Source organism: Streptomyces sp. CNZ301 (assembly GCF_004217425.1).
Genome location: NZ_SHLG01000002.1, coordinates 717,188 through 743,374, shown reverse-complemented (window position 1 = coordinate 743,374; position 26,187 = coordinate 717,188). Strand labels below are relative to the sequence as shown.

Annotated in this window: 26 protein-coding genes; 16 read left to right on the top strand and 10 right to left on the bottom strand. The window is 70.7% G+C overall.

All coding sequences use genetic code 11. The features are described from left to right. The first annotated feature begins 86 nt into the window (after positions 1–86). Both EV375_RS27455 and EV375_RS27450 read left to right on the top strand, forming a co-directional pair. Positions 87–1,880: a BCCT family transporter gene (locus EV375_RS27455; protein WP_130302612.1), complete on the top strand. Its 1,794-nt coding sequence runs from the start codon at positions 87–89 to the stop codon at positions 1,878–1,880. Continuing rightward, a complete protein-coding gene (locus EV375_RS27450) occupies positions 1,877–4,084 on the top strand; it encodes an NACHT domain-containing protein (protein WP_130302611.1) in 2,208 nt (735 codons plus the stop codon). Before EV375_RS27455 ends, EV375_RS27450 begins: the two co-directional genes overlap by 4 nt. A gap of 193 nt (positions 4,085–4,277) precedes the next feature. Here EV375_RS27450 and gcl read toward each other — a convergent pair whose 3' ends face one another. The 3 genes from gcl to EV375_RS27435 form a co-directional block, all read right to left on the bottom strand. Continuing rightward, positions 4,278–5,981 (bottom strand): glyoxylate carboligase, encoded by a 1,704-nt coding sequence (gene gcl / locus EV375_RS27445; RefSeq protein WP_130302924.1) that lies wholly within the window; start codon positions 5,979–5,981, stop codon positions 4,278–4,280. Positions 5,982–5,999: 18 nt separating this feature from the next. Next, on the bottom strand, positions 6,000–6,905 hold the full coding sequence (locus tag EV375_RS27440; RefSeq protein ID WP_130302610.1) for a 2-hydroxy-3-oxopropionate reductase: 906 nt from the start codon (positions 6,903–6,905) through the stop codon (positions 6,000–6,002). A 148-nt stretch (positions 6,906–7,053) separates the two neighbouring features. Beyond that, the gene (locus EV375_RS27435) at positions 7,054–7,890 is read right to left on the bottom strand and encodes a TIM barrel protein (RefSeq protein ID WP_130302923.1); all 837 of its coding nucleotides are present in this window, start codon (positions 7,888–7,890) and stop codon (positions 7,054–7,056) included. Positions 7,891–8,112: 222 nt separating this feature from the next. On the opposite strand from EV375_RS27435, the gene EV375_RS27430 reads away from it, so the two are divergent. Then, the gene (locus tag EV375_RS27430) at positions 8,113–8,403 is read left to right on the top strand and encodes a thiamine-binding protein (RefSeq protein WP_130302609.1); all 291 of its coding nucleotides are present in this window, start codon (positions 8,113–8,115) and stop codon (positions 8,401–8,403) included. Beyond that, positions 8,400–8,819 (top strand): helix-turn-helix domain-containing protein, encoded by a 420-nt coding sequence (locus tag EV375_RS27425; RefSeq protein ID WP_130302608.1) that lies wholly within the window; start codon positions 8,400–8,402, stop codon positions 8,817–8,819. Before EV375_RS27430 ends, EV375_RS27425 begins: the two co-directional genes overlap by 4 nt. A gap of 9 nt (positions 8,820–8,828) precedes the next feature. Here the strand turns inward: EV375_RS27425 and EV375_RS27420 are convergent, their stop codons facing one another. Both EV375_RS27420 and EV375_RS27415 read right to left on the bottom strand, forming a co-directional pair. Next, positions 8,829–9,311 carry a MarR family winged helix-turn-helix transcriptional regulator gene (locus EV375_RS27420; protein WP_130302607.1) on the bottom strand — a complete coding sequence of 161 codons (483 nt, stop codon included), beginning with the start codon at positions 9,309–9,311 and terminating at the stop codon, positions 8,829–8,831. After that, positions 9,308–9,694 carry a hypothetical protein gene (locus EV375_RS27415; RefSeq protein ID WP_130302606.1) on the bottom strand — a complete coding sequence of 129 codons (387 nt, stop codon included), beginning with the start codon at positions 9,692–9,694 and terminating at the stop codon, positions 9,308–9,310. Before EV375_RS27415 ends, EV375_RS27420 begins: the two co-directional genes overlap by 4 nt. Before the next feature lie 263 nt (positions 9,695–9,957). Between EV375_RS27415 and uraD the strand changes: the two genes are divergently transcribed. The 5 genes from uraD to EV375_RS27390 all read left to right on the top strand — a co-directional run bounded on the left by uraD (position 9,958) and on the right by EV375_RS27390 (position 15,098). After that, positions 9,958–10,536: a 2-oxo-4-hydroxy-4-carboxy-5-ureidoimidazoline decarboxylase gene (gene uraD, locus EV375_RS27410; protein WP_130302605.1), complete on the top strand. Its 579-nt coding sequence runs from the start codon at positions 9,958–9,960 to the stop codon at positions 10,534–10,536. Further along, positions 10,533–10,934: a hydroxyisourate hydrolase gene (uraH, locus tag EV375_RS27405; RefSeq protein ID WP_130302604.1), complete on the top strand. Its 402-nt coding sequence runs from the start codon at positions 10,533–10,535 to the stop codon at positions 10,932–10,934. Before uraD ends, uraH begins: the two co-directional genes overlap by 4 nt. A gap of 6 nt (positions 10,935–10,940) precedes the next feature. Beyond that, complete coding sequence (gene pucL, locus EV375_RS27400) at positions 10,941–11,861, top strand: factor-independent urate hydroxylase (RefSeq protein ID WP_130302603.1); 921 nt, start codon at positions 10,941–10,943, stop codon at positions 11,859–11,861. Between the two features lie 153 nt (positions 11,862–12,014). Continuing rightward, positions 12,015–13,409, top strand: a complete 1,395-nt coding sequence (locus EV375_RS27395; protein WP_130302602.1) for an 8-oxoguanine deaminase — start codon at positions 12,015–12,017, stop codon at positions 13,407–13,409. A gap of 195 nt (positions 13,410–13,604) precedes the next feature. Then, positions 13,605–15,098 (top strand): nucleobase:cation symporter-2 family protein, encoded by a 1,494-nt coding sequence (locus tag EV375_RS27390; RefSeq protein WP_130302601.1) that lies wholly within the window; start codon positions 13,605–13,607, stop codon positions 15,096–15,098. Between the two features lie 122 nt (positions 15,099–15,220). On the opposite strand, the gene EV375_RS27385 is transcribed toward EV375_RS27390, so the two are convergent. After that, entirely contained in the window at positions 15,221–15,664 is a 444-nt protein-coding gene (locus EV375_RS27385; RefSeq protein ID WP_130302600.1) for a DUF6174 domain-containing protein, read from the bottom strand. 124 nt (positions 15,665–15,788) lie between these two features. Between EV375_RS27385 and EV375_RS27380 the strand changes: the two genes are divergently transcribed. From EV375_RS27380 to EV375_RS27355, 6 genes are all read left to right on the top strand, one after another. Next, on the top strand, positions 15,789–16,292 hold the full coding sequence (locus tag EV375_RS27380; protein ID WP_130302599.1) for a metallophosphoesterase family protein: 504 nt from the start codon (positions 15,789–15,791) through the stop codon (positions 16,290–16,292). A gap of 100 nt (positions 16,293–16,392) precedes the next feature. Beyond that, positions 16,393–17,043: an MOSC domain-containing protein gene (locus EV375_RS27375; protein ID WP_130302598.1), complete on the top strand. Its 651-nt coding sequence runs from the start codon at positions 16,393–16,395 to the stop codon at positions 17,041–17,043. Positions 17,044–17,431: 388 nt separating this feature from the next. Further along, positions 17,432–18,298 carry a hypothetical protein gene (locus tag EV375_RS27370; RefSeq protein WP_130302597.1) on the top strand — a complete coding sequence of 289 codons (867 nt, stop codon included), beginning with the start codon at positions 17,432–17,434 and terminating at the stop codon, positions 18,296–18,298. A gap of 175 nt (positions 18,299–18,473) precedes the next feature. Then, positions 18,474–19,055 (top strand): putative glycolipid-binding domain-containing protein, encoded by a 582-nt coding sequence (locus EV375_RS27365; protein WP_130302596.1) that lies wholly within the window; start codon positions 18,474–18,476, stop codon positions 19,053–19,055. 185 nt (positions 19,056–19,240) lie between these two features. Continuing rightward, positions 19,241–20,155 (top strand): MerR family transcriptional regulator, encoded by a 915-nt coding sequence (locus tag EV375_RS27360; RefSeq protein WP_130302595.1) that lies wholly within the window; start codon positions 19,241–19,243, stop codon positions 20,153–20,155. A 440-nt stretch (positions 20,156–20,595) separates the two neighbouring features. Continuing rightward, entirely contained in the window at positions 20,596–20,880 is a 285-nt protein-coding gene (locus EV375_RS27355; protein WP_130302594.1) for a DUF1540 domain-containing protein, read from the top strand. A gap of 100 nt (positions 20,881–20,980) precedes the next feature. Here the strand turns inward: EV375_RS27355 and EV375_RS27350 are convergent, their stop codons facing one another. After that, a complete protein-coding gene (locus EV375_RS27350) occupies positions 20,981–21,169 on the bottom strand; it encodes a DUF397 domain-containing protein (protein ID WP_130302593.1) in 189 nt (62 codons plus the stop codon). After that, complete coding sequence (locus EV375_RS27345) at positions 21,166–22,002, bottom strand: Scr1 family TA system antitoxin-like transcriptional regulator (protein ID WP_130302592.1); 837 nt, start codon at positions 22,000–22,002, stop codon at positions 21,166–21,168. The genes EV375_RS27350 and EV375_RS27345 overlap by 4 nt, the downstream gene beginning before the upstream one ends. A 155-nt stretch (positions 22,003–22,157) precedes the next feature. On the opposite strand from EV375_RS27345, the gene EV375_RS27340 reads away from it, so the two are divergent. After that, on the top strand, positions 22,158–22,604 hold the full coding sequence (locus EV375_RS27340; protein WP_130302591.1) for an ATP-binding protein: 447 nt from the start codon (positions 22,158–22,160) through the stop codon (positions 22,602–22,604). 72 nt (positions 22,605–22,676) lie between these two features. Here the strand turns inward: EV375_RS27340 and EV375_RS27335 are convergent, their stop codons facing one another. Together EV375_RS27335 and aceB are read right to left on the bottom strand one after the other, a co-directional pair. Next, entirely contained in the window at positions 22,677–23,921 is a 1,245-nt protein-coding gene (locus EV375_RS27335; RefSeq protein ID WP_130302590.1) for a BtrH N-terminal domain-containing protein, read from the bottom strand. A gap of 234 nt (positions 23,922–24,155) precedes the next feature. Next, the gene (gene aceB, locus EV375_RS27330; RefSeq protein ID WP_130302589.1) at positions 24,156–25,784 is read right to left on the bottom strand and encodes a malate synthase A; all 1,629 of its coding nucleotides are present in this window, start codon (positions 25,782–25,784) and stop codon (positions 24,156–24,158) included. Positions 25,785–26,187 lie beyond the last annotated feature (403 nt).

Here is a 26,187-nt window from a genome sequence, read left to right as displayed (position 1 = left end):
GGTGGCGGGTTCGTGCGTGCCCCGCTGCGGGGACGAGGTGAGGCTGCGTAAGTTGGCCTCCGGTTCGTGTTGTTGAGGGGGAGGCTTTGGAAGAAGGGGTTGCGCGGGGTCCTGAACAGGCTGCCGGGGGACGGGCGCCCGGGCGGCGCACCGACAGGGTGGTGTTCGGCGTCACGGTCTCTTTGACGCTCGCCTTCGTGGCGTGGGGTGCGGTCGCAACGGAGTCGCTGGCGAACGTCTCCACGGTGATGCTCGACAACACCTTGCACAACGGGGGTTGGGCTTTCGTGCTGGTTGTGCCGGGGTGCCTGGTCTTCTGCCTGTGGCTGGCCTTCAGCCGTTACGGGAAGATCACCCTCGGCAAGGAGGGCGAGCAGCCTGAGTTCCGTACGGTGTCCTGGGTCGCGATGATGTTCAGCGCGGGCTTGGGTATCGGCCTGATGTTCTACGGGGTGAACGAGCCGGTCGCGCACTTCGCGGACCCGCCGCCCGGTACGGGCGGCTCCGCCGCGGAGCGGGTGCAGACGGCGATGGCGACGACGCTCTTCCACTGGACTCTGTACCCGTGGGCGATCTTTGCGGTCGTCGGTCTGGCCGTCGCCTACAGCTGTTTCAGGCGCGGGCGACGGCAGACGATCAGCGCCGTCTTCACGCCGCTCGTCGGTGAGAAGAACGCCAACGGGGCGTTCGGACGGGTCATCGACACTCTGGCGGTCTCCGCCACGCTCTTCGGTTCCGCCGCCTCGCTGGGCCTCGGCGCCCTCCAGATCGGCAGCGGCGCCACGGAAGTCGGCTGGGCCACCAGCGTGCGCCTTGCGACGGTTGTGGCTGTCACCGCCGTGCTCGCCATTCCCTGCGTCGCCTATGCCGTTGCGGGCGCGCAGAGCGGCTTCCAGTCGCTCAGCAACATGAATATGGTGCTTGCCACGTTGCTGGTCGTCTTCGTCTTCGTGGAGGGGCCCACGGTCCTGATGCTCAACCTGCTGCCGACGTCCGTGGGTTCGTTCATCGGGGATCTGCCGCAGCTGGTGGCCCGTACCGACTCGACCGCAGGCAGAGGAGTCGCGAACTGGCTCTCCGCGTGGACGGTCTTCTACTGGGCGTGGTGGCTCTCCTGGGCTCCCTTGATGGGCATGTTCATCGCCCGCATCAGCCGCGGCCGCACGATCCGCCAGTTCGTCGGCGGCGTGATCCTCGTGCCGAGCGCCGTGAGCCTCGTCTGGTTCGCGGTCTTCGGTGGTACAGCGATCAGCCTGGAGCGGGGCGGAGCGCAGATCACCGAGGAGTCGACAGCCGAGAATCAGCTCTTCGCGGTGTTGCGCGAGCATCCTCTCGCCGGGACGACCGCGCTGATCGCGTTGATTCTGATGACCACTCTTTTCGTCTCCGGCGCCTACGCCGCCTCTCGCGTGATGGGCACTCTCTCGCAGAAGGGCGCCCTGGAGCCGAGCCGCAACGTCGTCGTCACATGGGGCGTGATGACAGGCGCCGTCGCCATGCTCATGCTGCTGATCGGCGATGGCGGAGACGCGGCGTTCACAGGATTGAGGACCATGAGGACCCTTATGGCCGTGCCGTTCGTGCTCGTCATGATCGGCATGTGCGTGGCCCTGACGCGGGATCTGCGCCGCGACCCACTGACCCTGCTCGCTGATCGGGGCGCGAAGGCGGTGGAGGCCGCCGTCGCCGCCGGCGACGAGAAGTACGACGGTGGGTTCGCGATCCGGATTCGTCCCTCGGACGCCTCGACTCCCCACCGGGACAGCGACCTTGAGGCACCGGCCCGGCTGCCCCGAAGCCGTGGACCCGGTGCCGGCCCCGGCCCCGTGGCCGAACGGGAGCGCAGCGCCGGGCAGGGCGGGAAGGATCGTGGCGTATGAGACGTCAGGGGCGTGCCGCGTGGGTCGCGGCGGTGCTGCTGAGCGGCGTGGTGTGCGCGGGCGGTCTGCTGTGGACGGTGCTCGCGCTGGCGCGGGGAAAGCTGGACGAGGGCGACGCCGCGGGGGTGTTGTCCTTCTGGCCGGGTCTGGTCGGCGCGGTCTGCGGCGCCTGGGGCCTGTGGGCAGCGGTACACGGCACGCGTGTGCAGCGCACAGCGGACGTGGTCGCAGCGGAGCTGGCGCAGAGAGTGGTGTGGGCGGAGGGCGAGCAGTACCGGCAGCTGCTGGGCAACGGGCCGTCGGCTCCCCGGGAGCCGATCGACCTGACCTTCACCGCGCACGTCCCGCACGTCCCCGGCAACGGAGGGGACGCGCAGCCGGGGAGGCTGGAAGACGCGGCAGAGATCTACCGGAGCCTGCGCCCGGAACGGATGGTCATCACCGGCACGCCTTCTCCCCCCTCTCCCGCCACCGGCTCTCCCGGTGCGGAGGCGCGGGCCGGTAGCGACGCCGGAACCGGCAAGACCGTGCTCGCCCTGGCCCTGCTGCTGGGTCTGGCCAGGGATCGCACCGCGGGCGAGCCGGTGCCGGTACGGCTGACCGCGGCCTCCTGGCCCGGCGGCACGATGCACCAGTGGCTGCACGCCCATCTCACCGGCGCCTACCAGCTCAACTCGCGTGACGCCGAACTGCTCCTCGACGCCGGGCTCGTGCTGCCGGTCGTCGACGGCCTGGACGAGATGGACGCGGACAGCGCCCCCGGCTACACCTCGCGTGCCGCCGAACTGCTGCGCGCCGTCGAGCGCTTCGAGCGCGGAGGCACGCGCTGCCCGGTGGTCGTCACCTGCCGCCGTGGCCACTACGAGGCCCTGATGGACGCGGACGTCCGGCCACATCCTGTCGTCGACCTCGCTGTGGCGCGCATCGACGCGGCCCGTGCCCGCGACTACCTGGCGCAGAGCGTTGCCGCAACCGACGTCGGCCGGGAGCGCTGGCAGCCGGTGCTCACCGCCCTGGAGGACGCCGCGTCAGCGGGACCCTCCGGCACCGCGGCCGCCACCTCCACGGCCTTGGCCGCCGCCCTGGACACGCCCTGGCGCCTGACCCTGGCCGCCACCGTCTTCCAGGAGCGCACGCCCGACGGGAACTACACGCGTGACCCCGCCGACCTGCTCACCCTCTCCGAGCGGGGCCGGCTGCACGGCCACCTCCTGGACTGCTACATCGGAGCCGCCGTTTCCGCGTCCCGTCACGGGGCCGATGACTCGACTTCCGCGCTCCCGGGCCGGAAGGGCCGCAGGCCCCAACCCGACGCCGATCTCGTACGGGCCCGGCTCGCCACGCTCGCCCGCTACCTCGACGGCAACGCGGGGACCGCGTCCCGTCCGCCGCGTACCGTCGCCGGGCGCACCCTCAGCGGCACCGACCTGGTCCTCCACGAGCTGTGGCCCCTCGGCGGCCCGGGCCGGGTGCGGTGGGTGGAGGGTGCCGTTTCCGTACTGCTGGTCTTCGTGTTCCTCGCTCCGCTGGCGCTGCTCGACCGCAACTACCTGGTCCTGTCCCTGGGATTGCTTCCGTTCGCGGTCCTCGCGGTACGGGACAGGGCGTGGCCCCGGCCACGGCGCATGGATCTGCGCCGGCTCCATGCCCACGCCGGACTGCGCGTCCTCATCGGCGGGCTCGGAGCCGTGCTCGTCGGCGGTCTGGGGACAGGTCTGGGGGCGGGGCTCGGTTTCGTGCTGGTGCTGGGGAGCGTGTTCACGGTCCTGCTCTCCGAGGGGGCGACCGCGCCCAGGAAGCACGAGCCGGTGACCGATCCGCGTGATCTGCTGCGCGGTGATCTCATCGCCAGGCTCGTGGGCGGTGTGGGGACCGGGCTCGTCGTCGGCTTCGTGGTAGGGGTTCTGCACGGGCCTGAGATCGGGCTCGTCACCGTGCCCGCGGTTGCGGTCGTCTTCTGGATTCTGCTGGGACTCACCGACGGGGCCGTGAACGGCGACATGAGCACGGGTGGTCACGCGGTGGTCCGGTATCTCGCGCTTCTGCTGTGCACCCGGGGGCGGTTGCCGTTGAGGTTGGGCCGCTTTCTGGACGACTGCTACCGGTTGGGCATCCTGCGTGTGGCCGGGACGGCGTGGCAGTTCCGGCACCGCGAACTCCAGGTCCGGCTCGCGTCCCGGCCTGAGCTGCCAAGTCAGCGCTGAGGCGGGCCGGGTGGCGGCGGCACCGGAGGGCGCGACATGACAGTTGCCGGCGCCACCGCCACCCGGGGTCCGTGAGCAACCCGGCGTGCCGGGTGGGGCGTTGATGGCCGCCGCCCCACCCGGCACGCCGGACCCGCCTCGGACCGCCGCACCGGCACCGGGCGCGTCCCGGGATCGATCTGCTCGCCGGCGCCTACGCCTCCTCGAACTCCCGCACGGCGTCGATGTCCGGCCCGTGCGGCGTGTTCGCCTCGCGTTCGATCATGATCTCCACGAGGACGGGACGTGAGGTGGCCACCGCCTCCTTGCGGGCCCACTGGATCGCGCCGGCGATGTCCTCCGGCTCCCGCACGCGCCGTCCCGAACAGCCGTAGGCCTCCATGACCTTGACGTTGTCCGTGCCGAACTCGTCGTAGTGGATGTCGACCTGGTAGTTCATGCCGTAACCGATCTCGGCCTGACGGATCAGGCCCAGATACTCGTTGTTGAGCATGATGAGCACGTACGGCACGTGGTACTGGGCGGCCACCGCCAGCTCCTCCACCAGGTACTGGAAGCCGTAGTCGCCGACGATGCCCACGACCTCGGCGTCCGGCTTCCCCATCCCCTCCAGCGCCTTCTTCACACCGATCGCGGCCGGGACCTCCCAGCCGAGCGGACCCGCCTGCCCGCAGACCTGGTAGTGCCGAGGCAGGTACGCCTTCTGATGCTGGCCGCCCCAGATCTGGTAGAGCCCGATCGCGGTGACGAAGTAGGTGTCCTCGTCGAATGCCTCGTTGATCTCCTTGTAGGCGCGGGGCGCCTTCACCGGAGTGGAGTCGAAGTCCTCCCTGCGCACCAGGGTCCGCTTCAGCTCCTTGCAGCGCTCGACCCAACTGCCCACGTCCGCACGCGCCTTGCGCTTGCGCGCCGCCGCGAGCAGCGCCGCGAGGAAGAGGCCGGCGTCGGAGACGATGCCGAGGTCCGGTTCGAAGACCCTGCCGATCTGGCCCGGTTCGATGTCGACGTGCACGAAGGTGCGCTCGCCGCGGTAGATGTCGAGGTTCGCGCCGGTGTGCCGGTCGCCGAAGCGTGCGCCCACGGCGAGCACGAAGTCGGACTCCAGGAAGGAGGCGTTGGCGTAGCGCTGCGAGGTCTGGATGCCGGTCGTGCCGAGATTCAGCTCGTGATCGTCCTCGATGACGCCCTTGCCCATGAGGGTGACCTGGAAGGGGACCCTCAACTCCTCGACGAGCTCCCGCAGTTCGGCGCCGGCATCGGCGAGGATGACGCCGCCGCCCGCCAGGATCAGCGGCCGCTCGGCGGCCAGCAGCATCTCCAGCGCCCTCTCCACACGCGGCAGATGAGGTTCGACGGCGGGCACCGGCAGCCGCGTGTCGATCTCCGCGTCGTAGGTGATCTCCCGCTTGGCCAGGTCCAGCGGCAGATCGATCAGCACCGGCCCGGGACGGCCCGTACGGGCGATGCGGAACGCCTCCCGGAAGGCCCACGGGATCTGTGCCGGCTCCTTGATCTGCACGGCCCACTTCGTGACGGGCTTGGTGATCTCCACGATGTCGACGGCCTGGAAGGCCTCCTGGTGCAGCTTCGGCGAGACCGCCTGGCCCGTGAGGCACACCATCGGGATGGAGTCGGCCTGGGCGGTGTAGAGGCCGGTGACCAGGTTGGTCGCGCCCGGACCCGAGGTGGCGATGGCGACCCCCACCTTGCCGTTCGTACGGGCCCACCCGTCGGCCATGTGGGTCGCGCCCTCCTCGTGGCGGACCGTCAGGTGCTCGATGCGGCCGTCCGTCTCCATCGCCTTGTACAGGGGAAGGATCGCGGCACCGGGGCAGCCGAAGGCGATGTCCACCCCCTCGTCGACCATGATGGAGACGGCGGCGTTCATTGCGGGCATCCTCTTCGGGGCCATGCGTCAGTCCTCCGTCTTCTCGCCGGACAGCCGCCTCACGCCGCGCACCAACGCGGAGTGGTCGAGACCGCCGTCGCCCTGCTGCCGCAGCGCCGCGACGAGCTGCGCCGCCAGCGCGCCCGCGGGGACGGCCGCGCCGACATTGCGAGCGGCGTCCGTGACGATGCCCATGTCCTTGTGATGCAGGTCGATCTTGAATCCGGGGCGGAAGTCGCCCGCAAGGATGCTCTCCTTCTTGCGGTTCAGCACGGTGGAGCCCGCGAGCCCGCCGCCGAGCACCTCCAGTGCCGCCGGGAGGTCGACGCCGGACTTCTCCAGGAAGACCACGGCCTCCGCGAGGGCCTCGATGTTGACCGCGACGATGAGCTGGTTGGCCGCCTTCACCGTCTGGCCCGAGCCGTGCGGGCCGCACAGCACGATCGTCTTTCCGAGCACCTCGAGGAGGGGCTGTGCCGCGTCGAAGGTCTCCTGCTCGCCGCCGACCATGATGGACAGCGCGCCTTCCACCGCTCCCGCCTCGCCTCCGGAGACGGGTGCGTCGAGCACGTCGACTCCCTTGGCGGCGGCGGCCCTTGCCACGTCCACCGAGGTCTGCGGAGTGATGGACGACATGTCGATGAGCAGGCCGCCCGGGCGGAGGTTCTCCAGGACGCCGCCCTCGTGCAGCACGACCTGCTCGACCTGCGGTGAGGCCGGGACCATGGTGATGACGACGTCGGCCCCGCGGACGGCCTCGGCGACGGACGAGGCTCCCTTGCCGCCGTCCTCGACGAAGGCCTCGACCTTGGAGGCGGTGGGGTTGAAGGCGGTCACGTCGTAACCGGCTCGGAGGAGGTTGCGCGCCATGGGCGCGCCCATGATGCCGAGGCCGATGAAGGCGACCTTGGTGTTGTCCGGGGTGTGGCTCATGGGGCGTCATGCCTTTCGAAGTCTGTTGCGTACGGGCGTACTCGGCGGAGAGCCGGGCACGGATGCGCCGGTGTCCGACGGCGCGGTGCCGGGGTCAGGGCCTTGGCTGGCGCGCGGCCCCGGCCGGGTCCGGTCCCTGCCTTCGTGCTCAGGCGCCGCGCAGCGAGCGGGGCAGCCAGTCGAAGCTCTCGGCGCTCGGCTGGTCGCCGGGCTTGTACTCCAGGCCGATGCGGCCCTCGTAACCCGCCTTGGAGAGGCGTCCCAGCAGGTCGGGGAAGTCGAGTTCGCCGGTTCCGGGGGCACCGCGTCCCGGGCAGTCGGCGATCTGGACGTGTCCGGTGCGGGCGGTGTGCTCGTCGATGACCTTGTGCAGGTCCTCGCCGTTCATCGCCAGGTGGTAGAGGTCCATCAGGAACCTGGCGTTGTCCAGTCCGGTGGCCTCGTTCACCTTGTCGGCGACGGAGACGGCCTTCGGGGCGCTGACGACCGGGCAGTGCGGCGACTCGACGGCGTTGAGGGCCTCGATGAGCAGCACCGCGCCGATGCCGTCGGCCGCGCGTGCCGCCGACACCAGGTTCTCCAGGGCCAGTTGATCCTGCTCCTGCGGCGTTGCCCCGGACACGCGGTTGCCGTAGAGGGCGTTGAGTGCGGTGCAGCCGGTCGACTGCGCGAAGTCCACGACGACGTCGATGTTGCGGCGGAACTTCTCCGACTCCTCGCCCGGCACCGACAGCGCGCCCCGGTCCGGTCCGGGCAGCTGCCCGGCGTAGAAGTTCAGGCCCGTCAGCCGGGTACCGGCGTCGGTCAACGCCCGCCGCAGCGCGTCCAGTTCGGCCCGCTCCGGTACGGGCGCGTCCACCCACGGCCACCACAGCTCGACCGCGGTGAAGCCCGCCGCGGCCGCCGCGGCGGGGCGTTCCAGCAGCGGAAGCTCGGTGAAGAGGATCGACAGGTTGACGGTGTAGCGGTGATCGGTGCCGCCGATGCCGGCGAGCTCGGACTGGGGCGCCACGCGGATCGCCTTCCCTCCGGTCGGAATGTATTTCGTATCGTGAAAGTTGGTTTCTACTTCATGGAAGAGTGCTCTCGAATCCCGGAAGCTGTCAAGGGGTCTGCCGCAGCACGGAACCGCGTACCCCGGCCGCCGGCCGCCGTCCCGTCGCCCTTCCGATGGCCGCTCCCCGTGGCGTTCGCGTAGGTTGACGACGTGCGATTGCGAGCCGAGTTCACGACGGAGCCCTTCGACCTGGACGAGCCGCCGCGGCATGCCCTGGTGGCCCGCGACGTCGTGCAGAGCGCACCGCTCGACTCCGTCGACGTGGGTCCCTTCGGCAACACGGTCGAGGGCCGGGCCGAGGACGTACTGGAAGCCGTACAGGCCGTGCTGCGCGACTCGCTCGGCGCCGGCGCGACCCGCATCTCGCTCCAGCTCAACGTCCTCACGGACGCGGACGCGGACGCGGACGCGGAGCCGGGCACCGCCGGGGGCGCGGCATGACCGCTGCCGACGGAGACCGAGGCCGGCGCTTCGCCGACGCGGTCAAGCCGCTCGTCGACGCGATGGGCGCGGAGATGGTCGCGCCCGAGGAGGCCCAGGGGGACGACGTGGTCCTCGCGTGGGAGGGCCGGGACGTCATCGCTGTACGGCTGCCCCACCTGTCCGACTCCCTCGACCACATCCTCGCCGAACTGGAACGCCGCCACGGCATGCCGCTCGCCGAACTGGACCGCAGGACGAAGCAGTCGGTCGTGCGCGTGCTGGAGAGCCGTGGCGCCTTCTCCGTGCGGCACGGCGTCGAGACCGTCGCGAGCGCGCTCGGCGTCAGCCGCTTCACGGTCTACAACTACATCAACTCCCAGGAGGAGAAGCGGGCCAAGGAGCGGGGCAAGAGGTCCGACGCGGATCAGCCGTGAACGCGGGCCTCACGAGCCGGCCGCGTGTGACCGTTCCAGCAGGCTCAGCATCGCCTGCCGGAAGCCGGCGCGCTGCTCCTCGCTCCACCCCTCGGTGAGCCGGTCGAAGACGGATTCCTGCCACCGGTGTGCCTCCTCGAGCATGGCGAGGCCCGCCGGGGTCACCGACAGTTCGCGGCGCCGTCCGTCGGCGTGGGCCGCCCGCATCCGCAGGTGACCGGCGGCGATCGCGCTCTTCACCAGGCGGGACGCATTGCTCTGGTCGATGCCGATCTCGCGGGCCACGGCGTTGACCGTCGCGGGCCCCCGCCGCGTCAGCGAGTGGACGGCCTCCGTGACGAGCACGAGACGCCCCTGTTCCGCCGCTCGGGGCTCACTCGCGTGAGGGCGGCGCGACCAGTGGCGGACGAACTCGAAGAGCACCTGGCCCGGGCCGCGCTCGGCGCCGGGCTGCTCCGCGTCCTGCCCTCCGGCGTCGCGGTTCCCGCTCACTCGGTGGCAGCCATCTCGCGGCAGATGCGGGCCACTTCGAGTGCGGATTCGAGGTCGGGCAGCCGCAGTGAGGCGGACACCCGCTCGCCGGTCACCCGGAAGACCGTGGCCACGCGGGCCGGGGTGCTGCTCCCGGGCCAGGTGGCGTCCTCCTCGACCACCACCAGCCGCTCACCGACCGGATGCCAGGTCTGCGGGACCAGCCTGATCCCGGACCGCTGGACCCAGTCCGCGAACTGGGCCGGGGTGATCGACCCGGCGCCCTTCGGGCCCAGCACGACGACCGGATCGGTGACCGCGTCCGCGGCCGCGCCCGGATCGCCGTCGTTGACCGTCGTGTGCCAGCGGCTGACGGCTGCTTCCAGTACGGGGTCGGGCTCCATGGGGGCACTGTATGCGAATCGCATGCATTTGGGGAGCGGGGCGGCGACGGTCCAGGCCCGGCAGTTCCGGCGGTCCCGGCCCGCTCCGCCGGTGACGACGACGCTCATCCGGGCCTTTCGGGCCGGGAGTTCGGACTGCGGCGAGACTCGGGCCGCCCGCGCCGGGGGCAGTCGTCCACCGGATCGGAATTTCAACAAACTGTTGACGTTGTTCTCCTGCGGGGTTTAGCTGTTCCCAGTCCGAACACTTTCCGGAGGCATACGTGACGCCTTCCCCTTCCCCCGCGACGCCAGGTCTGACCTGGCTCAACTCCGCCGAGGAGAGCGACGCCCGCGCCGCGCTCCTCGGGGTGTGCGCCGCCCGGGCGTGGGCGGGTGCGCTGCTCGACGGCCGGCCGTACGCCACCACGGAGCGGCTGCTCGCCGCGAACGACGCGGCGATGACGGAGCTGACCGCCGCTGACCTCGACGAGGCCATGGCGGGTCACCCGCCCATCGGGCGTCCACGCCCCGGCGATCCGTCCTCCGCGCGCGAGCAGCGCGGCATGGCCGGGGCCTCCGAGGCCCTGAAGGCGGAGATGCTGGAGCTGAACCTGGCCTACCAGGAGCGGTTCGGGCACGTCTTCCTGATCTGCGCGACCGGCCTGAGCGGCGAGCAGATGAGGGACGCCGCACGCAGCCGCGTCGGCAACTCACCAGAAGAAGAGCGGGAGATCGTCCGCACCGAACTGACGAAGATCAACCGGATCCGGCTGACCTCACTGGCGCGGACGGCACGACAGGCGGAGACGGGAGCACCATCGGGGCCGGCAGGCCCAGGAGGAGAAGGCGAGCGAGCATGAGCGGTGACAACCCCGGCGGCGCGACCGCATCGGTCTCCACGCACATCCTCGACACCAGCGTCGGTCGTCCCGCCGCGGGTGTCGGCGTGGAGCTGTCCGTGCGCACGGACAGCGCCGCGGAATGGACCGCGCACTCCGTCTCGGCGACGGACGCGGACGGACGCTGCAAAGACCTTCCGGCGCTGCCGGAGGGCACCGCACACGCCCGGCTCACCTTCGGGGTGGAGCCGTATCTCAGCGCGAACAGGACGCACGGGGAGCACGGGGAGCACGAGACGGGGGAGCGGGGGAGCTTCTTCCCCGAGGTGACGGTGGTCTTCGCGGTCGCCCCCGGCGAGCACTATCACGTGCCGCTGCTGCTCAACCCGTTCGGCTATTCCGTATACCGAGGGAGCTGACAGCGAATGACGGTGCCGACCACGATTCTCGGCCAGAACCAGTACGGCAAGGCGGAGAACCGCGTCGTCAAGATCACCAGGGACGGCGCGACCCACCACATCAAGGACCTCAACGTCTCCGTCGCCCTCAGCGGCGACCTCGACGAGGTCCACTACTCCGGCTCCAACACGAACGTCCTGCCCACCGACACCACCAAGAACACGGTCTTCGCCTTCGCCAAGGAGCAAGGCGTCGAATCCGCCGAGCAGTTCGGCCTCGCACTCGCCCGGCACTTCGTCGACACGACCGAGCCGATCCGCACCGCACGCATCCGCGTCGAGGAGTACGCGTGGGAGCGCATCGCCACATCCGAGGGCGAGGCACCGCACTCCTTCGTGCGGCGCGGCCAGGAGACCCGTACGGCGCAGGTCACATACGACGGCTCCACCGTCCAGGTGCTCGGCGGACTCAGGGGACTCACGGTCCTCAACTCCACCGACTCGGAGTTCTGGGGATACATCAAGGACGAGTACACGACGCTGAAGGAGGACTACGACCGCGTCCTCGCCACCGATGTGAGCGCGGTGTGGCGGCACTCCTGGAGCGGCGACGACGGTACTGCGGTGCCCGACTGGAACAGCTCCTACGAAGAGACGAAGGCGCTGATGCTGCGGGCCTTCGCGGAGACCTACTCGCTCTCCCTCCAGCAGACCCTCTACCGGATGGGCTCCCAAGTCCTCGCGGGCAGACCCGAGTTGGAGGAGATCCGTTTCTCGATGCCCAACAAGCACCACTTCAGGGTGGATCTGGAGCCGTTCGGCATCAAGAACGAAGCCGCCGACGGAGCCGTCTACATCGCCGCCGACCGCCCCTACGGGCTCATCGAGGCGACGGTGCTGCGCGACGGCGCCGAGGCGCGCATACCCGTCGACATGACCAACCTGTGAGAAGCCCGCAGGACCAACCTGTGAGAACGGGCCCGGAACCGGCGGGCCGCGGCAACCGGGCGCCCGTCCCCGATTCCCCGCCCGGCCCGCACACGTTCCCGTACCCGTACCTGAACCCCTACCTGGCCCACCGGCATCGAGGACTCCCCAGCCATGACTGATCCGGCAGACCGCACAGAGCGCATCGTCATCGAGAACTGCGCCGTCGCCACCGTCGACGCGCACGGCACCGAGCACGCCCGCGGCCACATCGTCGTCGCCGGCAACCTGATCGAGTCGGTCGGGGAGGGCGCCGCGCCGGCGGGGCTCGGCCACGTCGTGCGCCGCGTGGACGGTACGGGGCACCTCGTCACGCCCGGACTGGTCAACACCCACCACCACTTCTACCAGTGGCTCACCCGCGGACTCGCCCAGAACGCCAACCTCTTCGACTGGCTCGTCGCCCTCTACCCCGTCTGGGCACGCATCGACGAGGACATGGTGCGAGCCGCCGCCCGCGGCTCCCTCGGCATGATGGTGCGCGGCGGTGTGACCACGGCGATGGACCACCACTACGTCTTCCCCCGCGGCTCGGGCGACCTTCTCGGCGCCGAGATCGGCGCCGCCCGCGACATCGGCGTGCGCTTCAACCCCACCCGCGGCTCGATGGATCTGGGCACCTCCGACGGCGGACTGCCCCCGGACTTCGCCGTGGAGACCACCGACGACGCCCTGACCGCCACCGAAGAGGCCATCGAAACCCACCACGACCCGTCGTTCGGTTCGATGCTGCGCGTCGGCGTCGCACCGTGCTCGCCCTTCTCCGTGACGACCGAACTGCTGCGCCAGGCAGGCGAACTGGCCCGCCGCAAGGGCGTACGGCTGCACACGCACGGCTCGGAGACCGTGGAGGAGGAGAAGTTCTGCCACGAGCGGTTCGGCATGGGCCCCACCGACTACCTGGAGTCGGTGGGCTGGCTCGGCGACGACGTGTGGATGGCGCACTGCGTCCACATGAGCGACTCCGACATCGCGGCCTTCGCCCGCACCCGCACGGGCGTTGCCCACTGCCCCTCGTCCAACGCCCGCCTGGCCGCGGGCATCGCGCGGGTGCCGGACATGCTCGCCGCCGGCGTCCCGGTCGGCCTCGGCGTCGACGGAACCGCGTCCAACGAATCCGGCGAACTGCACACCGAGTTGCGCAACGCGCTGCTCATCAACCGTCTGGGCGCGCACAAGGAGAAGGCCCTCACCGCGCGCCAGGCGCTGCGCCTCGGGACGTACGGCGGAGCCGAAGTCCTCGGCAGGGCCGAGGAGATCGGGTCGCTGGAGCCCGGCAAGCTCGCCGACCTGGTGCTGTGGCGCATCGACGGCATCGGGCACTCCTCCATCGCCGACCCGGTCGCCGCGCTCGTGCTCGGCGCCGCGGCACCAATCACGCTGTCGCTCGTGAACGGCCGCGCCGTCGTCGAGGACGGCCGTCTCACCAACGCCGACGAGGAGTTGATCGCACGCGAGACGCGGGACGAAGCCCGGAGACTCGCACGCATCGCCGCGGACGAGGGCTGAGCAGCCCGGACCGCGGCACCCACATGACTCCGGCCGGGAGGGACGGCTCCCGGCCGGTCCGGACATCACACCAGCCGTTCCCGGGGCGTGGCCCAACCCCTCACGCTCCCGGGACGGTCCGGCACCACCGGGCGTAACGGCACAGAAACGACGTTGAACGAACCTGACCTGTGAAGAGCGACAGGAGGATCCGCCGTGACCGAGACGCCCGCACACGACGACCAGCCGCAGGACGGCAGCCACCGGCAACCCGCACCGGACCCGGAGCACGGGCCGGACCCGGAGCACGGGCCGGACCCGGCGCCGACGGCCAAGCACCCCGTCGACCAGTCCCTCCCGCCCCTGAAGCTCCTCACCACCGGTCTCCAGCACGTTGCGGCCATGTACGCGGGCGTGGTGGCCCCGCCTCTCATCATCGGCTCGGCCGTCGGGCTGTCCGTCACGGAACTGACGTTCCTCACCGGCGCCAGCCTCTTCCTCGCGGGCATCGCCACGCTGCTCCAGACCCTCGGCGTGTGGCGGATAGGTGCACGCCTGCCCTTCGTCAACGGCGTCACCTTCGCCTCCGTCGCGCCGATGCTGGCGATACACAAGTCGGAGGGGAGCGAAGACGCGCTGCCCGTCATATTCGGCGCCTGCATGGTGGCGGCCGCTCTCGGCTTCCTCCTGGCGCCGTACTTCAGCAAGCTGGTGCGCTTCTTCCCGCCCGTGGTCACGGGCAGTGTCATCACGCTCATCGGCGTCTCGCTGATGCCCGTCGCCTTCAACTGGGCGCAGGGCGGCGACCCGCAGGCACCCGGATACGGTGCGACGAAGAACATCGCCATGGCCGGCGTGACCCTCGTCGTCGTCCTGCTGCTGAGCCGCTTCACCCGCGGTTTCGTCAAGCAGATCGCGGTGCTGCTCGGACTCTTCGTGGGCACGCTGATCGCCGTGCCCGTCGGCATCACGGACTTCGGCGCGCTGCGCGACGCCGCGATCGTCGGCTTCCCCGCGCCCTTCCACTTCGGTGCTCCGCAGTTCGCCGTCGCCGCCGTGATCTCGATGTGCATCGTCATGCTCGTCTCGATGACGGAGTCCACGGCCGACATGCTCGCGCTCGGTGAGATCGTGGACCGGCCCGCCGACGAGAAGACCATCGCCGCGGGGCTGCGCGCCGACACACTCGGCTCCTTCATCAGCCCGTTCTTCAACGGCTTCCTGGCCACCGCCTTCGCGCAGAACATCGGCCTCGTGGCGATGACGAGGATCCGCAGCCGCTACGTGGTCGCCGCGGGCGGCGGCATCCTCATCCTGATGGGCCTGTGCCCGGCGGCAGCGGCCCTGATCGCGACCGTGCCGCAGCCGGTGCTGGGCGGGGCGGGCGTCGTCCTGTTCGGTTCCGTCGCAGCCAGCGGCGTCCGCACCCTGGCGAGGGCCGACCTGGCCGACGACCGCAACATCGTGATCGTCGCGGTGTCGCTGGCGGTCGGTCTCATCCCCGTCGCCGCCCCGGAGTTCTACGGCGTCTTCCCGGCCGGCGCGCGGATCATCCTGGACTCCGGCATCTCGACGGGGTGCGTCACGGCGGTCGTCCTCAACCTGCTCTTCAACCATCTGGGACGGCGGCGCGGCGCCGCCGGCGAGGCAGCGGTGCCGGAGCCGCGGGCCGGCGACGTGCCGGACGAGCAGCCCGCGCGCCGGCCGTGACCGGCGCTGCGGTCCGTCCCGGCCCGTCCCGGCCCGGCCCGGGCCGGGACGGACCGGACCGGGCTCGCCTCGCTTCCGTGGAAGGACGCCGTCGCGAGCGGCCTCGTCGTCACTCGACGCCGTCACCCGATCCGGTAGTCGCGCATCCTGTACGAGGCCTGGTCGTCGGAGGCCTCCTTGTACGGGTCGAGTTCGACGCGTGCGGGACGGTGCTCGCCGTCGTACGCCACATCGGCCCGGTGCGCGTCCTCTTCCCGCGCGTCCTCGACCCGCTTCAGCAACTCCTCGACGGAGTGGACCCGGTCCTCGAGCCGCCCGGCAGGCATCCTGCTGCCGTCGAGGAGCCGTGCCCGCACGACCTCGCCGTTCGTGACACGGACCCGGAAGGACCCGGTCACGGCCATGGTGCTTATCCCCAGTGTGTAGCTGTAGCTGCGAGGCGCGTTCCAGTCGGTCCGGCCGGAGTAGTCGCTCCCGGTGCCGCAGCCGTTGAGCAGCGCCCCGGCCAACGTGACGCCCACGGCGGCTCCCAGCGCGGTGCGTGCGTTCCCCCATGGATGGCTCATGCGAATGCGACGCGGCCACCGACCTCCGGGTTCCGCGGGGCGGTTGGAGACGACGCCCCGACGAGGCACGGACGTGCGGCTCCACCGCAGCTCGCAGGACGCCCGGGGCGTTATCGTCACCGGCGTGCGACTGCTGCTGACCACGGACACCCACCTGCCCAAGCGCGCCAAGCGACTCCCGGAGGCGCTGCTCGGCGAACTGGACGCCGCCGACGTCGTCTTCCACGCCGGGGACTGGGTCGACACCGGCACGCTCGACCTGTTCGAGGCACGCGCCCGGCGGCTCGTCGGCGTCCACGGCAACAACGACGGACCCGCTCTGCGCGCACGCCTGCCGGAGGTGGCGCACGCCGAACTCGCCGGGGTGCGCTTCGCCGTGGTGCACGAGACAGGCGGGGCGCAAGGCCGCGAGCGCCGCTGCGCCGAACGCTTCCCGGAAGCGGACGTGCTGGTCTTCGGCCACAGCCACATCCCCTGGGACAGCACGGCCCGGGGCCGGCTCCGGTTGCTCAACCCGGGCTCGCCGACGGACCGCAGACGCCAGCCGTACTGCACCTACATGACCGCCGAGGTGACGGACGAGGGCCTGTCACAGGTGCAACTCCACCGCCTGCCGCGCCGCAACTGACCACCGGTCCTTCCGGGATGGGGGTGGGTCGGCGGCCGCTGCGGAGCGCTCCCCGAATTGCGCTCGCGGAAGACGGCCGGCGGCCGTAGCGTCGTGCGGCATGGAACTGCTTTCCGTCAACGTCGGCCGTCCTCGTCCCAACCCCTGGAAGCAGCAGGCCGCGACGGGCATCGACAAGCAGCCTGTGGACGGGCCCGTGCTGGTCACCGCGCCCGGCCCCAAGGGGGACGGCGCTGTCGGCCTGGCCGGTGACAGGGCCTACGACGTGAAACACCATGGGGGCCGTGACCAGGCCGTGTACGCCTATGCCCGGGAGGATCTCGACGGCTGGGAAGCCGAGTTGGGCAGGACACTCCCGAACGGCGTGTTCGGGGAGAACCTCACCACCCTCGGCCTGGACGTCAACGGGGCCCTGATCGGGGAGCGTTGGCGTATCGGCTCGGACGTCGTCCTCGAAGTGTCCTGCCCGCGGATTCCGTGCGGGACCTTCCAGGGCTGGCTTCAACGCGACGGGTGGATCAAGGAGTTCACGCTGGCCGCGCTTCCCGGTGCGTATCTGCGCGTGATCGAGCCCGGTGAGATCCGGGCAGGCGACGGTGTCGAGATCCGGCACCGCCCCGATCACGACGTGACCGTGGCCCTGGCCTTCCGCGCGCTGACACGTGAACCGGGACTGCTGCCGAAGCTTCTGGCTGCGGACGCACTGCCGCAGGAGGACAAGGAACACGTCCTCCGCCGAACCGGGTCGTAGGAGGCGGGAGGCGGCAGCCGCGCCGGCGCTCGCGTGACCGCGGTCCCCCGCTCCTCACCGGTGACGCCCTCACCCTGGTTCCGCCCCGGGCCGGGGAGCCGAGCGGGCCGGCCCACCGTGAGCGATTGCTGGACCTCTGGTGCGATCTCGGTGGATTCGGCTGATCGTCCCGCAGTGCCGGAAATCCGGGGAACCGTCCTGACGAGGTCTTTTGCTGATGGCTCATCCTTCCCGTACGGCCCGCCGCGGGCGAGTACGGTGACGTCTCACCGACGGCCCCGCGTGGAGCGACATCCCGGGGAGACATGGAGCCGGCATCCCGGCTCCGCGGCTGATGCAGTGAAGGAACGGTGTTTCGGTGACTGCGGACCATCAACAGGAAGATGTCATGCCAGGGGCCTCACTTGAACGCGGCGAGGACGAGGCGGCCGGTGTGCCGCCCGAGGCCCGCACGCTCTCTCCCCCGGAGGGCCCGCCGGCCCCCGCGGGCCTTCCGGAGCGAGCCGTCCCGCTCAGACGTGAGGTGCTCTGGGCGGTGGCGGCCGCCGCGTCCTACGGGATGACGCTCTTCCTGGGCAGCGACGGTCTCGTGTTCCTCGCGATACCCGGAATGCTGGGGCTCGTCGTCCTCGAGGTCATGGCGGTGCGGTACGTGCTGCGCCGGCCGTCGAGAGGCACCCCGGCGCCGTACCCCACGGACGGCAGCGATCACCGGGGCCCGGTGAACTTCCTGTACGCGGCCCTCCTGAAGCGCTACGCCGTGCTCGTCGTCTCCAGTCTCGTGCTCATGGCCGTGCCGCTGGTGACCAGGGCCACCTCCCTCATACCGCTGATGGGTGTGGGGCTGCTCGGCATCGCGCTGGCGACGGTCTTCTGGTTCGACCAGCTGCGCTGGGTGCGGCAGTGCGCCCGCGTCCTGAGCGTCTACTCCTTCGAATTCCGCGCCCCGGTATACGGGTTGGAGCTGTGGCGGCACGGGAAGCGCGTGGTGGTCCTGGGCTACGAGGGCCTGAAGTCGCCGGACATGGTCGCCCGCGAGCCGATGGGTCATCCCCGCTGGCCCGACGCGATCGCGGACGGGGGCTGGTTCGCCGGGGACGAGGTCTTCGGCGGCGTGCTGCTCGTCCCCGGAACGGGTGAGCTGATGTGCATGCAGCCACTGGACTGGGACGACTTCGAGCAGTGGCGAAAAGAGGCGGGGGAGGAACGCCGCGCGCAGGCGAAGCGGGCCGGTTTCGACAGCCGCGTCGTCTGACACACCCGGCCGCCTCCCGGTCTGCCGCCCGGATTCGGCCAGTTCCTGTCGCAGCCCCCGCCCGGCACCCGGACGCCCGTGCCACCGCTCCCTCCCGGCGACCGGCGAGCCGCCTCGGCGTGCCCTCGGGTGCGGGTCAGGATGGTGCCCCCGACCCTGGAGGAGGGCGCCGGCAATGGACTTCCGTGACCCGCCGAAGACCGCAGCATGGCAGCACATCAAGGCCAGAGCCGGCTTCGAGGTCGTGTACTTCCGGACCACCGGCGAAGGCTGGCGTATCCAAGGCTGCACGACGGCCGTTGAGGACGGCAGCACCTGGATCGTCGACTACGAACTCGAACTCGACAGCGCCTGGGTCACCCGCTCCGCGCACATCTCGGGCCGCTCCGCCGCCGGCCGCGTCACGAGGTCGATCATCAGCAACGGCGAGGGACACTGGCAGGTCGACGGCGTCGTGGCGCCCGAACTCGACGGATGCCTCGACATCGACCTCGAATCCTCCGCCATGACCAACGCGCTGCCCGTGCGCCGGCTGTCTCTCGCAGAGGGGGAGCGCGCCGAGGCGCCCGCCGTGTATGTGCGTGCGGGGGAACTCGCCGTGGACCGGCTCCACCAGAGCTATGAACTCGTCCGCGACAAGACGGGCCGGCAGCGCTACGAATACTCCGCCCCCTCCTTCGGCTTCGAAGCCCGTCTCGCCTACGACAGCTCGGGCCTCCTCCACGACTACCCGGGCATCGCCATCCGCGTCACCTGACGGACGGTACCGCGCCCGTGGCCACCGCCCCCCGATGGTGAACTCCCGCTCCGCACGGGCCAGGGAGGCTCGGTGAGCACCTCCACGGTTCCCCGGGGAGCTACGGCGGCCTGGCCGCGGCGGCGTGTATCCCGGCGCTTGCGGGGACTTGAGTCTCCAGCCGCTGGAAGGTCCAGACTCCCGGTATGAGTGACGAACACCCGGAATCTCTCACCATCGGGCAGCTCGCCGACCGTGCCGGTGTCGCGGTGCGCACCATCCGCTACTGGTCCGACGTGGGCGTGCTGACGCCCGAGCGCCGGTCCTCGGGCGGCTACCGGCTCTACGGCGCGGAGGCCGTGGCCCGTCTCGAACTCGTACGGACTCTCAGGGAGTTGGGGCTCGGCCTGGATGAGGTGAGCCGGATCGTGCGCAGTGAGACCACGGTCGCCGAGGTCGCCGCCACCCATGTCGCCGCCCTGGACGCACGCATTCGGGCACTGAAGGTGAGCCGGGCGGTTCTGTCCACCGTCGCGAAGCGCGGTTCCACAGCGGAGGAGACAGCACTGATGAACAAGCTCGCACGGCTATCAGTGGACGAACGCAGGGAAATCATCGAGGACTTCATGAAGGAGGTGGCCGACGGTGTCGACGGAGCCCCCGACATGGGGGAGCGGCTGAGGCGTTCCCCCGTCGAACTTCCCGACAGCCCGACGCCCGAGCAGGTCGACGCCTGGCTCCGGCTCGCCGAACTCATCCAGGACCCGGACTTCCGCGCCGGGATGCGCAGGATGCTGGAACTGAGCGCGCCCGCCCAGCGGCGGCACGGCGGGCACATCTGGTTCACCGGGCACGTCGTGGCGGTGGTGCGGGAGGCGCGGCAAAGCGGCGTGGACCCCGAAGGCGCGGACGCTCCGGGGGTGTTGACGGAACTGTTCGGCGACGCGGACCGGGCCGAGGTCCTCGAAGCCCTGCAGGTCGGCCTCGACGCCGGAGCCGAGAGCTTCCGGGAACTGCTGCGCACCGTCAGAGGCCACGACCCGCAGCCCTCACGCGCCGAGGAGTACACCTGGCTGCGGCAGGCGCTGCGGGCGGAGCTCCAGCGGGGCCCAGGGGTGTGACCGCTCGCCGTGGCGCCTCCGGATGCGCGGCCGGCAACGCCCGTGCTCCGGGTGCGACGCTGACCTGACCTGACCTGACCTGACCTGACCTGCGCCGGCCCTGCCGACGCGAGGGTTCGGCAACGTCCGGTCGCGGCACGCGCGTTGGCCCTCCTCCCTGCCCCGGAAGCCGGAGGGAGAAGCCGCGGTGCCGTGCGTGTGCCCGCCTCCGCATTCGGCGGCGGTACAGCCTGAGCGACGAGCCCGGCAGAGCGGTTCGTGTACGCCACCCGGCGGTCCCCCCGGCCTGGTGAAGGGCAGCCGATGGGGCCGCGTGCGATGGTCCCCGCGGAACCTCGTCCGGCCCCGCCCCGTGCCCGGCCCGTTCCCGGCGTCACCACCGAGCGGCCGTGACCGGGGCGCGTCCGCGACATGTCGATGAGTCGATAGGGAGATCGCCCATGGAAATGCCCGTCGTACAGGAATGCAGCGTGGATGCCTGCGCCTACAACAGGGAGCGTTCCTGCCACGCACTGGCCATCACGGTCGGAGACATGCAGCGCGCCCACTGCGACACCTTCTTCACCGCCCAGTCCAAGGGCGGAGACCCGGCCACCACGGGCAGGGTCGGCGCCTGCAAGGTCTCCAGCTGCCGGCACAACACGCAGTTCGAGTGCCGGGCGCCCGGAATCACCGTCGGGTATGTGCAGGACGAGGTGGACTGCATGACGTTCGAGCCTGCGTGAGCGGTCTTCCGGCCGAGAGACCGATCCCGGCCTCCGGGGTCCCGGAACCGGCCCCCGCCCGAGTCCGGGCGGGGGCCGATTCCGGTTCAGCCGGCGGGGCTCACCGGGCCGCGGCGTGGGAGACGAAGGTGTTCCAGGTGGTGGGGGAGAGGATCAGGTGCGGGCGCGTGGTGTCCTTGGAGTCGCGGACGTGGACGGTGTCAGGGAGCGTCGCGACTTCCACGCAACTGTCACCTTCTGAGCCGCTGTAGCTGCTCTTGGACCAGGTCAGCTCATCCGTGCTGCTCATAGCTCTCCTCGCATCCGCCTCAGCAGGCTCACGGAGTCCTCGGGGGTGAGAGCCTGTGAACGCATCCTGGCATACCGCTGGAGCAGCACGCTCACGTCTCTGCGGTCGAGCAGCAGTTGGCCGGTCTTCTGCCCCTCCGTGTATCCGAGCCACTGGTTGTCCGGGGTCTCCAGGAGCTGCATCGGCCCGTCGTGGCCCGCGTGGCACCGCTGTTGGAGAGGCATGAGCTGCAACTCCACGTTCCAGAGCTCCGCGACCTCCAGCAGGTGGCCGATGAGCTCTCCGGTGACCTCGACGCCGCCCGTACGGCGTTCCAGCAGGGCCTGCTCGATGATGAAGCTGAAGGCGACGGGCCGCTCCCGGCGCAGGAGTTGCTGGCGTTCGAGGCGGGTGGTGACACGCTCCCGCACTTCCTCGGCGGAGGGCGGCGGCGGCACGTTCAGCGTCACAGCCCGCGCGTACGCCTCCGTCTGCAACAGGCCCGGGATCACCCGGCATTCGTAGGTGCACAGGCTCACCGCCTCCTCCTCCAGCTTCGCCCACTCGCGGAACCAGGACGCGATCCCGGGTCTGCGCACGGCGTGCCGGGCGGCGGCCCTGAGCGCGCCGAAGGCGTCCAGCACCTCTTCCGCCCGCTCGACGAGGTCGGCCGGCGGCAGTCGCCGCCCCTGCTCGACGGAGGCGATGGTCTGCGCCGAGTACCGTACGCGCGCGGCCAGTTCGTCCTGGGTGAGCCGTGCGCGTTTCCGGAAGGCCTTGAGCACCGCTCCGAACGCCTTCAGGCCGTCGGTGCCCTCGGGCTCGCCGCCGAGTGCGCCCTCGTACCCCGTCATCTCCGGCCACCTCCGGTCTTCCGATCCGCCGCCGATCCGGCTGGTCCATGATTACCGTCGGTGATGCGTACCGTCCACGGAGGAAGCCCGTACGCACGGGTGCGTACGGGCGGAGGTGCTGGTCAACTGCTCTGTAGAGGCGGCAGGTTGGGGCCATGTCAGCCCATGCCTCGGCTCCGGAATCCATTACCGTACGTGCGTTCGCCCAGCGGTTCAGCGCCACCCGGCGCGGCGCAAGGCTCGCCCGGTATCTGACCCTGCGACAACTGGACGCGTGGGGCGTGCCGTACGGCAGCGGACCGTCCGACGACATCGCCTCGGTGGTCGGCGAACTCGCCTCGAACGCCGTCCTGCACGGCCGGGTGCCCGGAAGGGACTTCGCCCTGATGCTGCGCTTCGGCGGCGACCACGTCCGCGTGGAGGTCACCGACGCGAGGACCGGGGGCCGCCCCACCGCGCCGGGCCAACTGGTCCCGCCCGCGGACGAGTCGGAGTCCGGGCGCGGGCTGCTGCTCGTCTCCGCTCTCGCGTCCCGCTGGGGGATCATCGACAACGCGCCCGCGCCCGGCAAGACCGTGTGGGCCGAGATCGGTCTGCGGTGAGGCGCGTGCCCGGCCGCGACGTGCTGCCCTCGGGCAACGGTGACGGCCGGACACGCGGCGCCCGTACGACCGTTACGTCTTCACGAGGAGCTCGACCGCCCTGCGTTCGAGCGCCGCACACGAGTCGACGACGTCCGCCATCTCGTCGAACAGCCGCCTCCGGGTGCTCTCGTCGGGAGCGCCGTACTCGTGGGCGAGAGCGCCGGCCCGCTCTCCCAGGGCGCGGATCTCCGCGGCTGCCCCCCTTCCCTGCGACATGATCAGCTGCATCCGCTGCTCGCAGAGCTCGGTGTAGTCACCCAGTTCCGAGACCGTCTCCAGCGCCAGGCCGGCCAGCTTCTCCCAGCCGCGTCCCGACTCGCGGAAGAGTTCCGCGGCTTTGGTCCGGCCGGCCAGGTCGAGGAACCGCGCGTAGAGAGGGCGGGTACCGCCGGGCGCGGTGTACTCCAGCTCCAGGCACTCGTAGATGCGGCGCACCCCGTGGAAGAACGCGACCGGGTCCCCGAAGCGCCGCTCCCACCCCGACTTCGTTCTGGTGTCGCGCAGTTGGGCGGCCAGCTTGTCCATGCCGGAGAAGCCGAAGTTCACGTCCCAGTTGCCGCCCATGACGGGACCGGTCAGATGGGCGCAGGTGGTCGCGATCGCTCCGGCCGTGTCCGGGGCGCCGGTGGGCGGCCCGGACGGCACGATCATCTGGTGGCGGCCCTTCTTGTGCGAGGACCACGCCTCGCCGAACTCCTCGGTGCCGATGGCGTGCGGGGTCACCGACTCGTCGTCGACGTACAACGTGTCGCCCTCGTACCCGGCGATCGTCACGGTGTACGGGTCGTTTCCGAAGCCGGGCACCATCCCGTGCCACGGCAGCCGGGACCTGTCCACGGTGCAGAAGACGGGACGCCCCTCGTCCAGGGCCGCACGCACGCGCTCCCAGCGGGGCCTGGTGCTGTGCTGCTCGGTCCAGGGGACGCCGAGCCGGTCCAGTGCCGCAGGCACCCACGGCTCCGGGTGGTGCTGCGCGACGATCGTCATCATCGGCGGCATGTCCTTGTACTCGAACACGAAGTACATGAAGCCGATGCCGCCGGCCAGGCCGGCGATCAGCGCCTCGTCGTGGACGCTGCCCAGCGCGTGCCGGACGAGGGAGGCCTCGTGGTGCTGGTCGGTCCCGAACTCGCCGTAGACCAGGCCGGTCGGGAGGGCCGGGGCCTCGGCGCGGGCCGCCTGAGCCAGTACGTGCCGCCGGGCCGTCGTGTACGACTCTCCGGTACGGGCCATCCGTCGCCGTACCAGCTTCTTGAGCGCTCGCTGCTCCGTCACCGTCGATCCTCTCAGGGCACACGATGCGAACCCCTCACGCGGGCCCGCCACCGTCGCCACGAAAGGACAGGCCGACAAGGCAGACAAAGGAACACGCCCGCGATGACAAGAAGATCACCTCTGCCTCCGCGCCGCCCGGCAGCGTGAGGGCCGGGTCAGGAGGTCGGGCGCGCAGGCGGCGCCGGAGGCGCATTCTAGCCCTTCATCCCCTGACCCGGCACTGGGCTGACGGGCTCAGCCCAGCAGTTCGTACGCCGGGAGCGTCAGGAACTCCTCGTACTTCTCGTCGAGCGCGACCCGCAGCAGCAGGTCGTGGGCCCGCTGCCACTCGCCCGACTCGAAGGCCTCGTCGCCCAACTCGCGGCGCAGCTCGGCCAGATCCATCTCGGCGACCTGTCGCACCAGCTCCGGAGTGACGCGCTGCTCGCCCTCGGGGGTGTCGGGCAGCACCACACCTGCGTTGACCCACTGCCAGATCTGCGAGCGTGAGATCTCCGCGGTGGCCGCGTCCTCCATGAGGCCGAAGATGGCCACGGCGCCCATGCCGCGCAGCCAGGCCTCGATGTAGCGGGTGCCGACCTGGACGGCGTTGCGCAGCCCCGCGTACGTCGGCTTCGCGTCGGTGGAGTCGACGGCGAGGAGCTCGGCGGCCGTGACCTCCACGTCCTCGCGCAGCCGGTCCTTCTGGTTCGGACGCTCGCCGAGGACCGCGTCGAACGACTGCTGCGCGACGCTCACCAGGTCGGGGTGCGCCACCCAGGAGCCGTCGAAGCCGTCGGCGGCCTCGCGGTCCTTGTCTGCCCGCACCTTGGCGAACGCCTTCTCGTTGGCCTCCGGGTCGCGCCGGTTGGGGATCTGGGCGGCCATGCCCCCTATGGCGTGGGCGCCGCGCTTGTGGCAGGTGCGCACGAGGAGTTCGGTGTAGGCCCGCATGAACGGGGCCGTCATCGTCACCGAGTTGCGGTCGGGCAGGACGAACTTGGCGCCCGCGTCACGGAAGTTCTTCACGATGGAGAAGAGGTAGTCCCAGCGGCCCGCGTTCAGCCCCGAGGCGTGGTCGCGCAGTTCGTAGAGGATCTCGTCCATCTCGTACGCCGCGGTGATCGTCTCGATCAGCACGGTGGCCCGGACGGTGCCCTGCGGGATGCCGCAGTAGTCCTGGGCGAAGACGAAGACCTCGTTCCACAGCCGCGCCTCGAGGTGCGACTCCAGCTTGGGCAGGTAGAAGTAGGGGCCCTTGCCCATGTCGATGAGGCGCTGGGCGTTGTGGAAGAAGTAGAGGCCGAAGTCGACGAGGGCGCCCGGCACTTGCTCCCCGTCCACCCGCAGATGCCGCTCGTTCAGGTGCCATCCGCGGGGACGCATCACGACGGCGGGCATGTCCTCGGCCGGGCCGAGCTTGTAGGACTTGCCCGAGTTCTCGTCGGTGAAGTCGATGGTGCGCTCGTAGGCGGAGATCAGATTGAGCTGCCCGCCGACGACGTTCTCCCACGTCGGGGCGGAGGCGTCCTCGAAGTCGGCGAGCCACACCTTCGCGCCGGAGTTGCACGCGTTGATGGTCATCTTGCGGTCGGTGGGACCGGTGATCTCGACGCGGCGGTCCAAAAGCGCTTCGGGGCATCCGGCCACCTGCCAGTCACCCTCGCGGATGTCGGCGGTGTTGGGGAGGAAGTCGAGGGCGGAGGTGCGGGCGATCTCCGCCCGGCGCTCCGCGCGCTGCGTCATCAGTTCGTCGCGGTTCGGTGTGAACCGGCGGTGCAGGGCGGCCAGGAACTCCAGAGCGGGCCCGGTCAGCACCTCTTCCTGGCGCTCCACGGGAGGCGCATCGACGATCTCGACGGCTGAGGACGCTCCTGCGGGCATGGTGGTCACTCCTTAGGGCGGCGTGCTGTCACGGCCGCCGGTCGCGTGCGTTCGGCACGGAGTGCCGCGGGCCGAGCGGCGCTCGTGGAAGCGGTCCGGGTCTCGATGGGAGAGCCCAAACGCTTTCTGAACAGTGGAGACTAGTTTCCTTATGGTGGAATAATCAAGGGTCTGTTGACGTCGAGACATCCCTCACCCGTTCCGCGCTCCGGCCCGTGGCCCTGAGTGCCAGTCCTCCGGAGCCGGCGCCTGCGCCGTCCCCGGTGGTGAGGCGCGGACGGAGGATGGGTTCCGCGGCCCTGCCCGGCGAAACCCGCGGGCGGGCCGGTGCCCCGGCACTCGCCTTGTGCCCCCGACTCGCGGCCGGAACCCGGTCGGTGGCCCCGTGCCTGTGCCTGTGCCC

Excerpts from the sequence above, each read along its gene's own strand:
- EV375_RS27355 (WP_130302594.1), top strand. The coding sequence starts at position 20,596 with ATGGAAATGCCCGTCGTACAGGAATGCAGCGTGGATGCCTGCGCCTAC.
- uraH (WP_130302604.1), top strand. The coding sequence starts at position 10,533 with ATGAGCGGTGACAACCCCGGCGGCGCGACCGCATCGGTCTCCACGCAC.
- aceB (WP_130302589.1), bottom strand. The coding sequence starts at position 25,784 with ATGCCCGCAGGAGCGTCCTCAGCCGTCGAGATCGTCGATGCGCCTCCC.
- EV375_RS27415 (WP_130302606.1), bottom strand. The coding sequence starts at position 9,694 with ATGGAGCCCGACCCCGTACTGGAAGCAGCCGTCAGCCGCTGGCACACG.
- EV375_RS27385 (WP_130302600.1), bottom strand. The coding sequence starts at position 15,664 with ATGAGCCATCCATGGGGGAACGCACGCACCGCGCTGGGAGCCGCCGTG.
- EV375_RS27360 (WP_130302595.1), top strand. The coding sequence starts at position 19,241 with ATGAGTGACGAACACCCGGAATCTCTCACCATCGGGCAGCTCGCCGAC.
- EV375_RS27375 (WP_130302598.1), top strand. The coding sequence starts at position 16,393 with ATGGAACTGCTTTCCGTCAACGTCGGCCGTCCTCGTCCCAACCCCTGG.
- EV375_RS27425 (WP_130302608.1), top strand. The coding sequence starts at position 8,400 with ATGACCGCTGCCGACGGAGACCGAGGCCGGCGCTTCGCCGACGCGGTC.
- gcl (WP_130302924.1), bottom strand. The coding sequence starts at position 5,981 with ATGCCCGCAATGAACGCCGCCGTCTCCATCATGGTCGACGAGGGGGTG.
- EV375_RS27350 (WP_130302593.1), bottom strand. The coding sequence starts at position 21,169 with ATGAGCAGCACGGATGAGCTGACCTGGTCCAAGAGCAGCTACAGCGGC.
- EV375_RS27395 (WP_130302602.1), top strand. The coding sequence starts at position 12,015 with ATGACTGATCCGGCAGACCGCACAGAGCGCATCGTCATCGAGAACTGC.
- pucL (WP_130302603.1), top strand. The coding sequence starts at position 10,941 with ATGACGGTGCCGACCACGATTCTCGGCCAGAACCAGTACGGCAAGGCG.
- EV375_RS27340 (WP_130302591.1), top strand. The coding sequence starts at position 22,158 with ATGTCAGCCCATGCCTCGGCTCCGGAATCCATTACCGTACGTGCGTTC.
- EV375_RS27450 (WP_130302611.1), top strand. The coding sequence starts at position 1,877 with ATGAGACGTCAGGGGCGTGCCGCGTGGGTCGCGGCGGTGCTGCTGAGC.
- EV375_RS27370 (WP_130302597.1), top strand. The coding sequence starts at position 17,432 with ATGCCAGGGGCCTCACTTGAACGCGGCGAGGACGAGGCGGCCGGTGTG.
- EV375_RS27365 (WP_130302596.1), top strand. The coding sequence starts at position 18,474 with ATGGACTTCCGTGACCCGCCGAAGACCGCAGCATGGCAGCACATCAAG.
- EV375_RS27440 (WP_130302610.1), bottom strand. The coding sequence starts at position 6,905 with ATGAGCCACACCCCGGACAACACCAAGGTCGCCTTCATCGGCCTCGGC.
- EV375_RS27345 (WP_130302592.1), bottom strand. The coding sequence starts at position 22,002 with ATGACGGGGTACGAGGGCGCACTCGGCGGCGAGCCCGAGGGCACCGAC.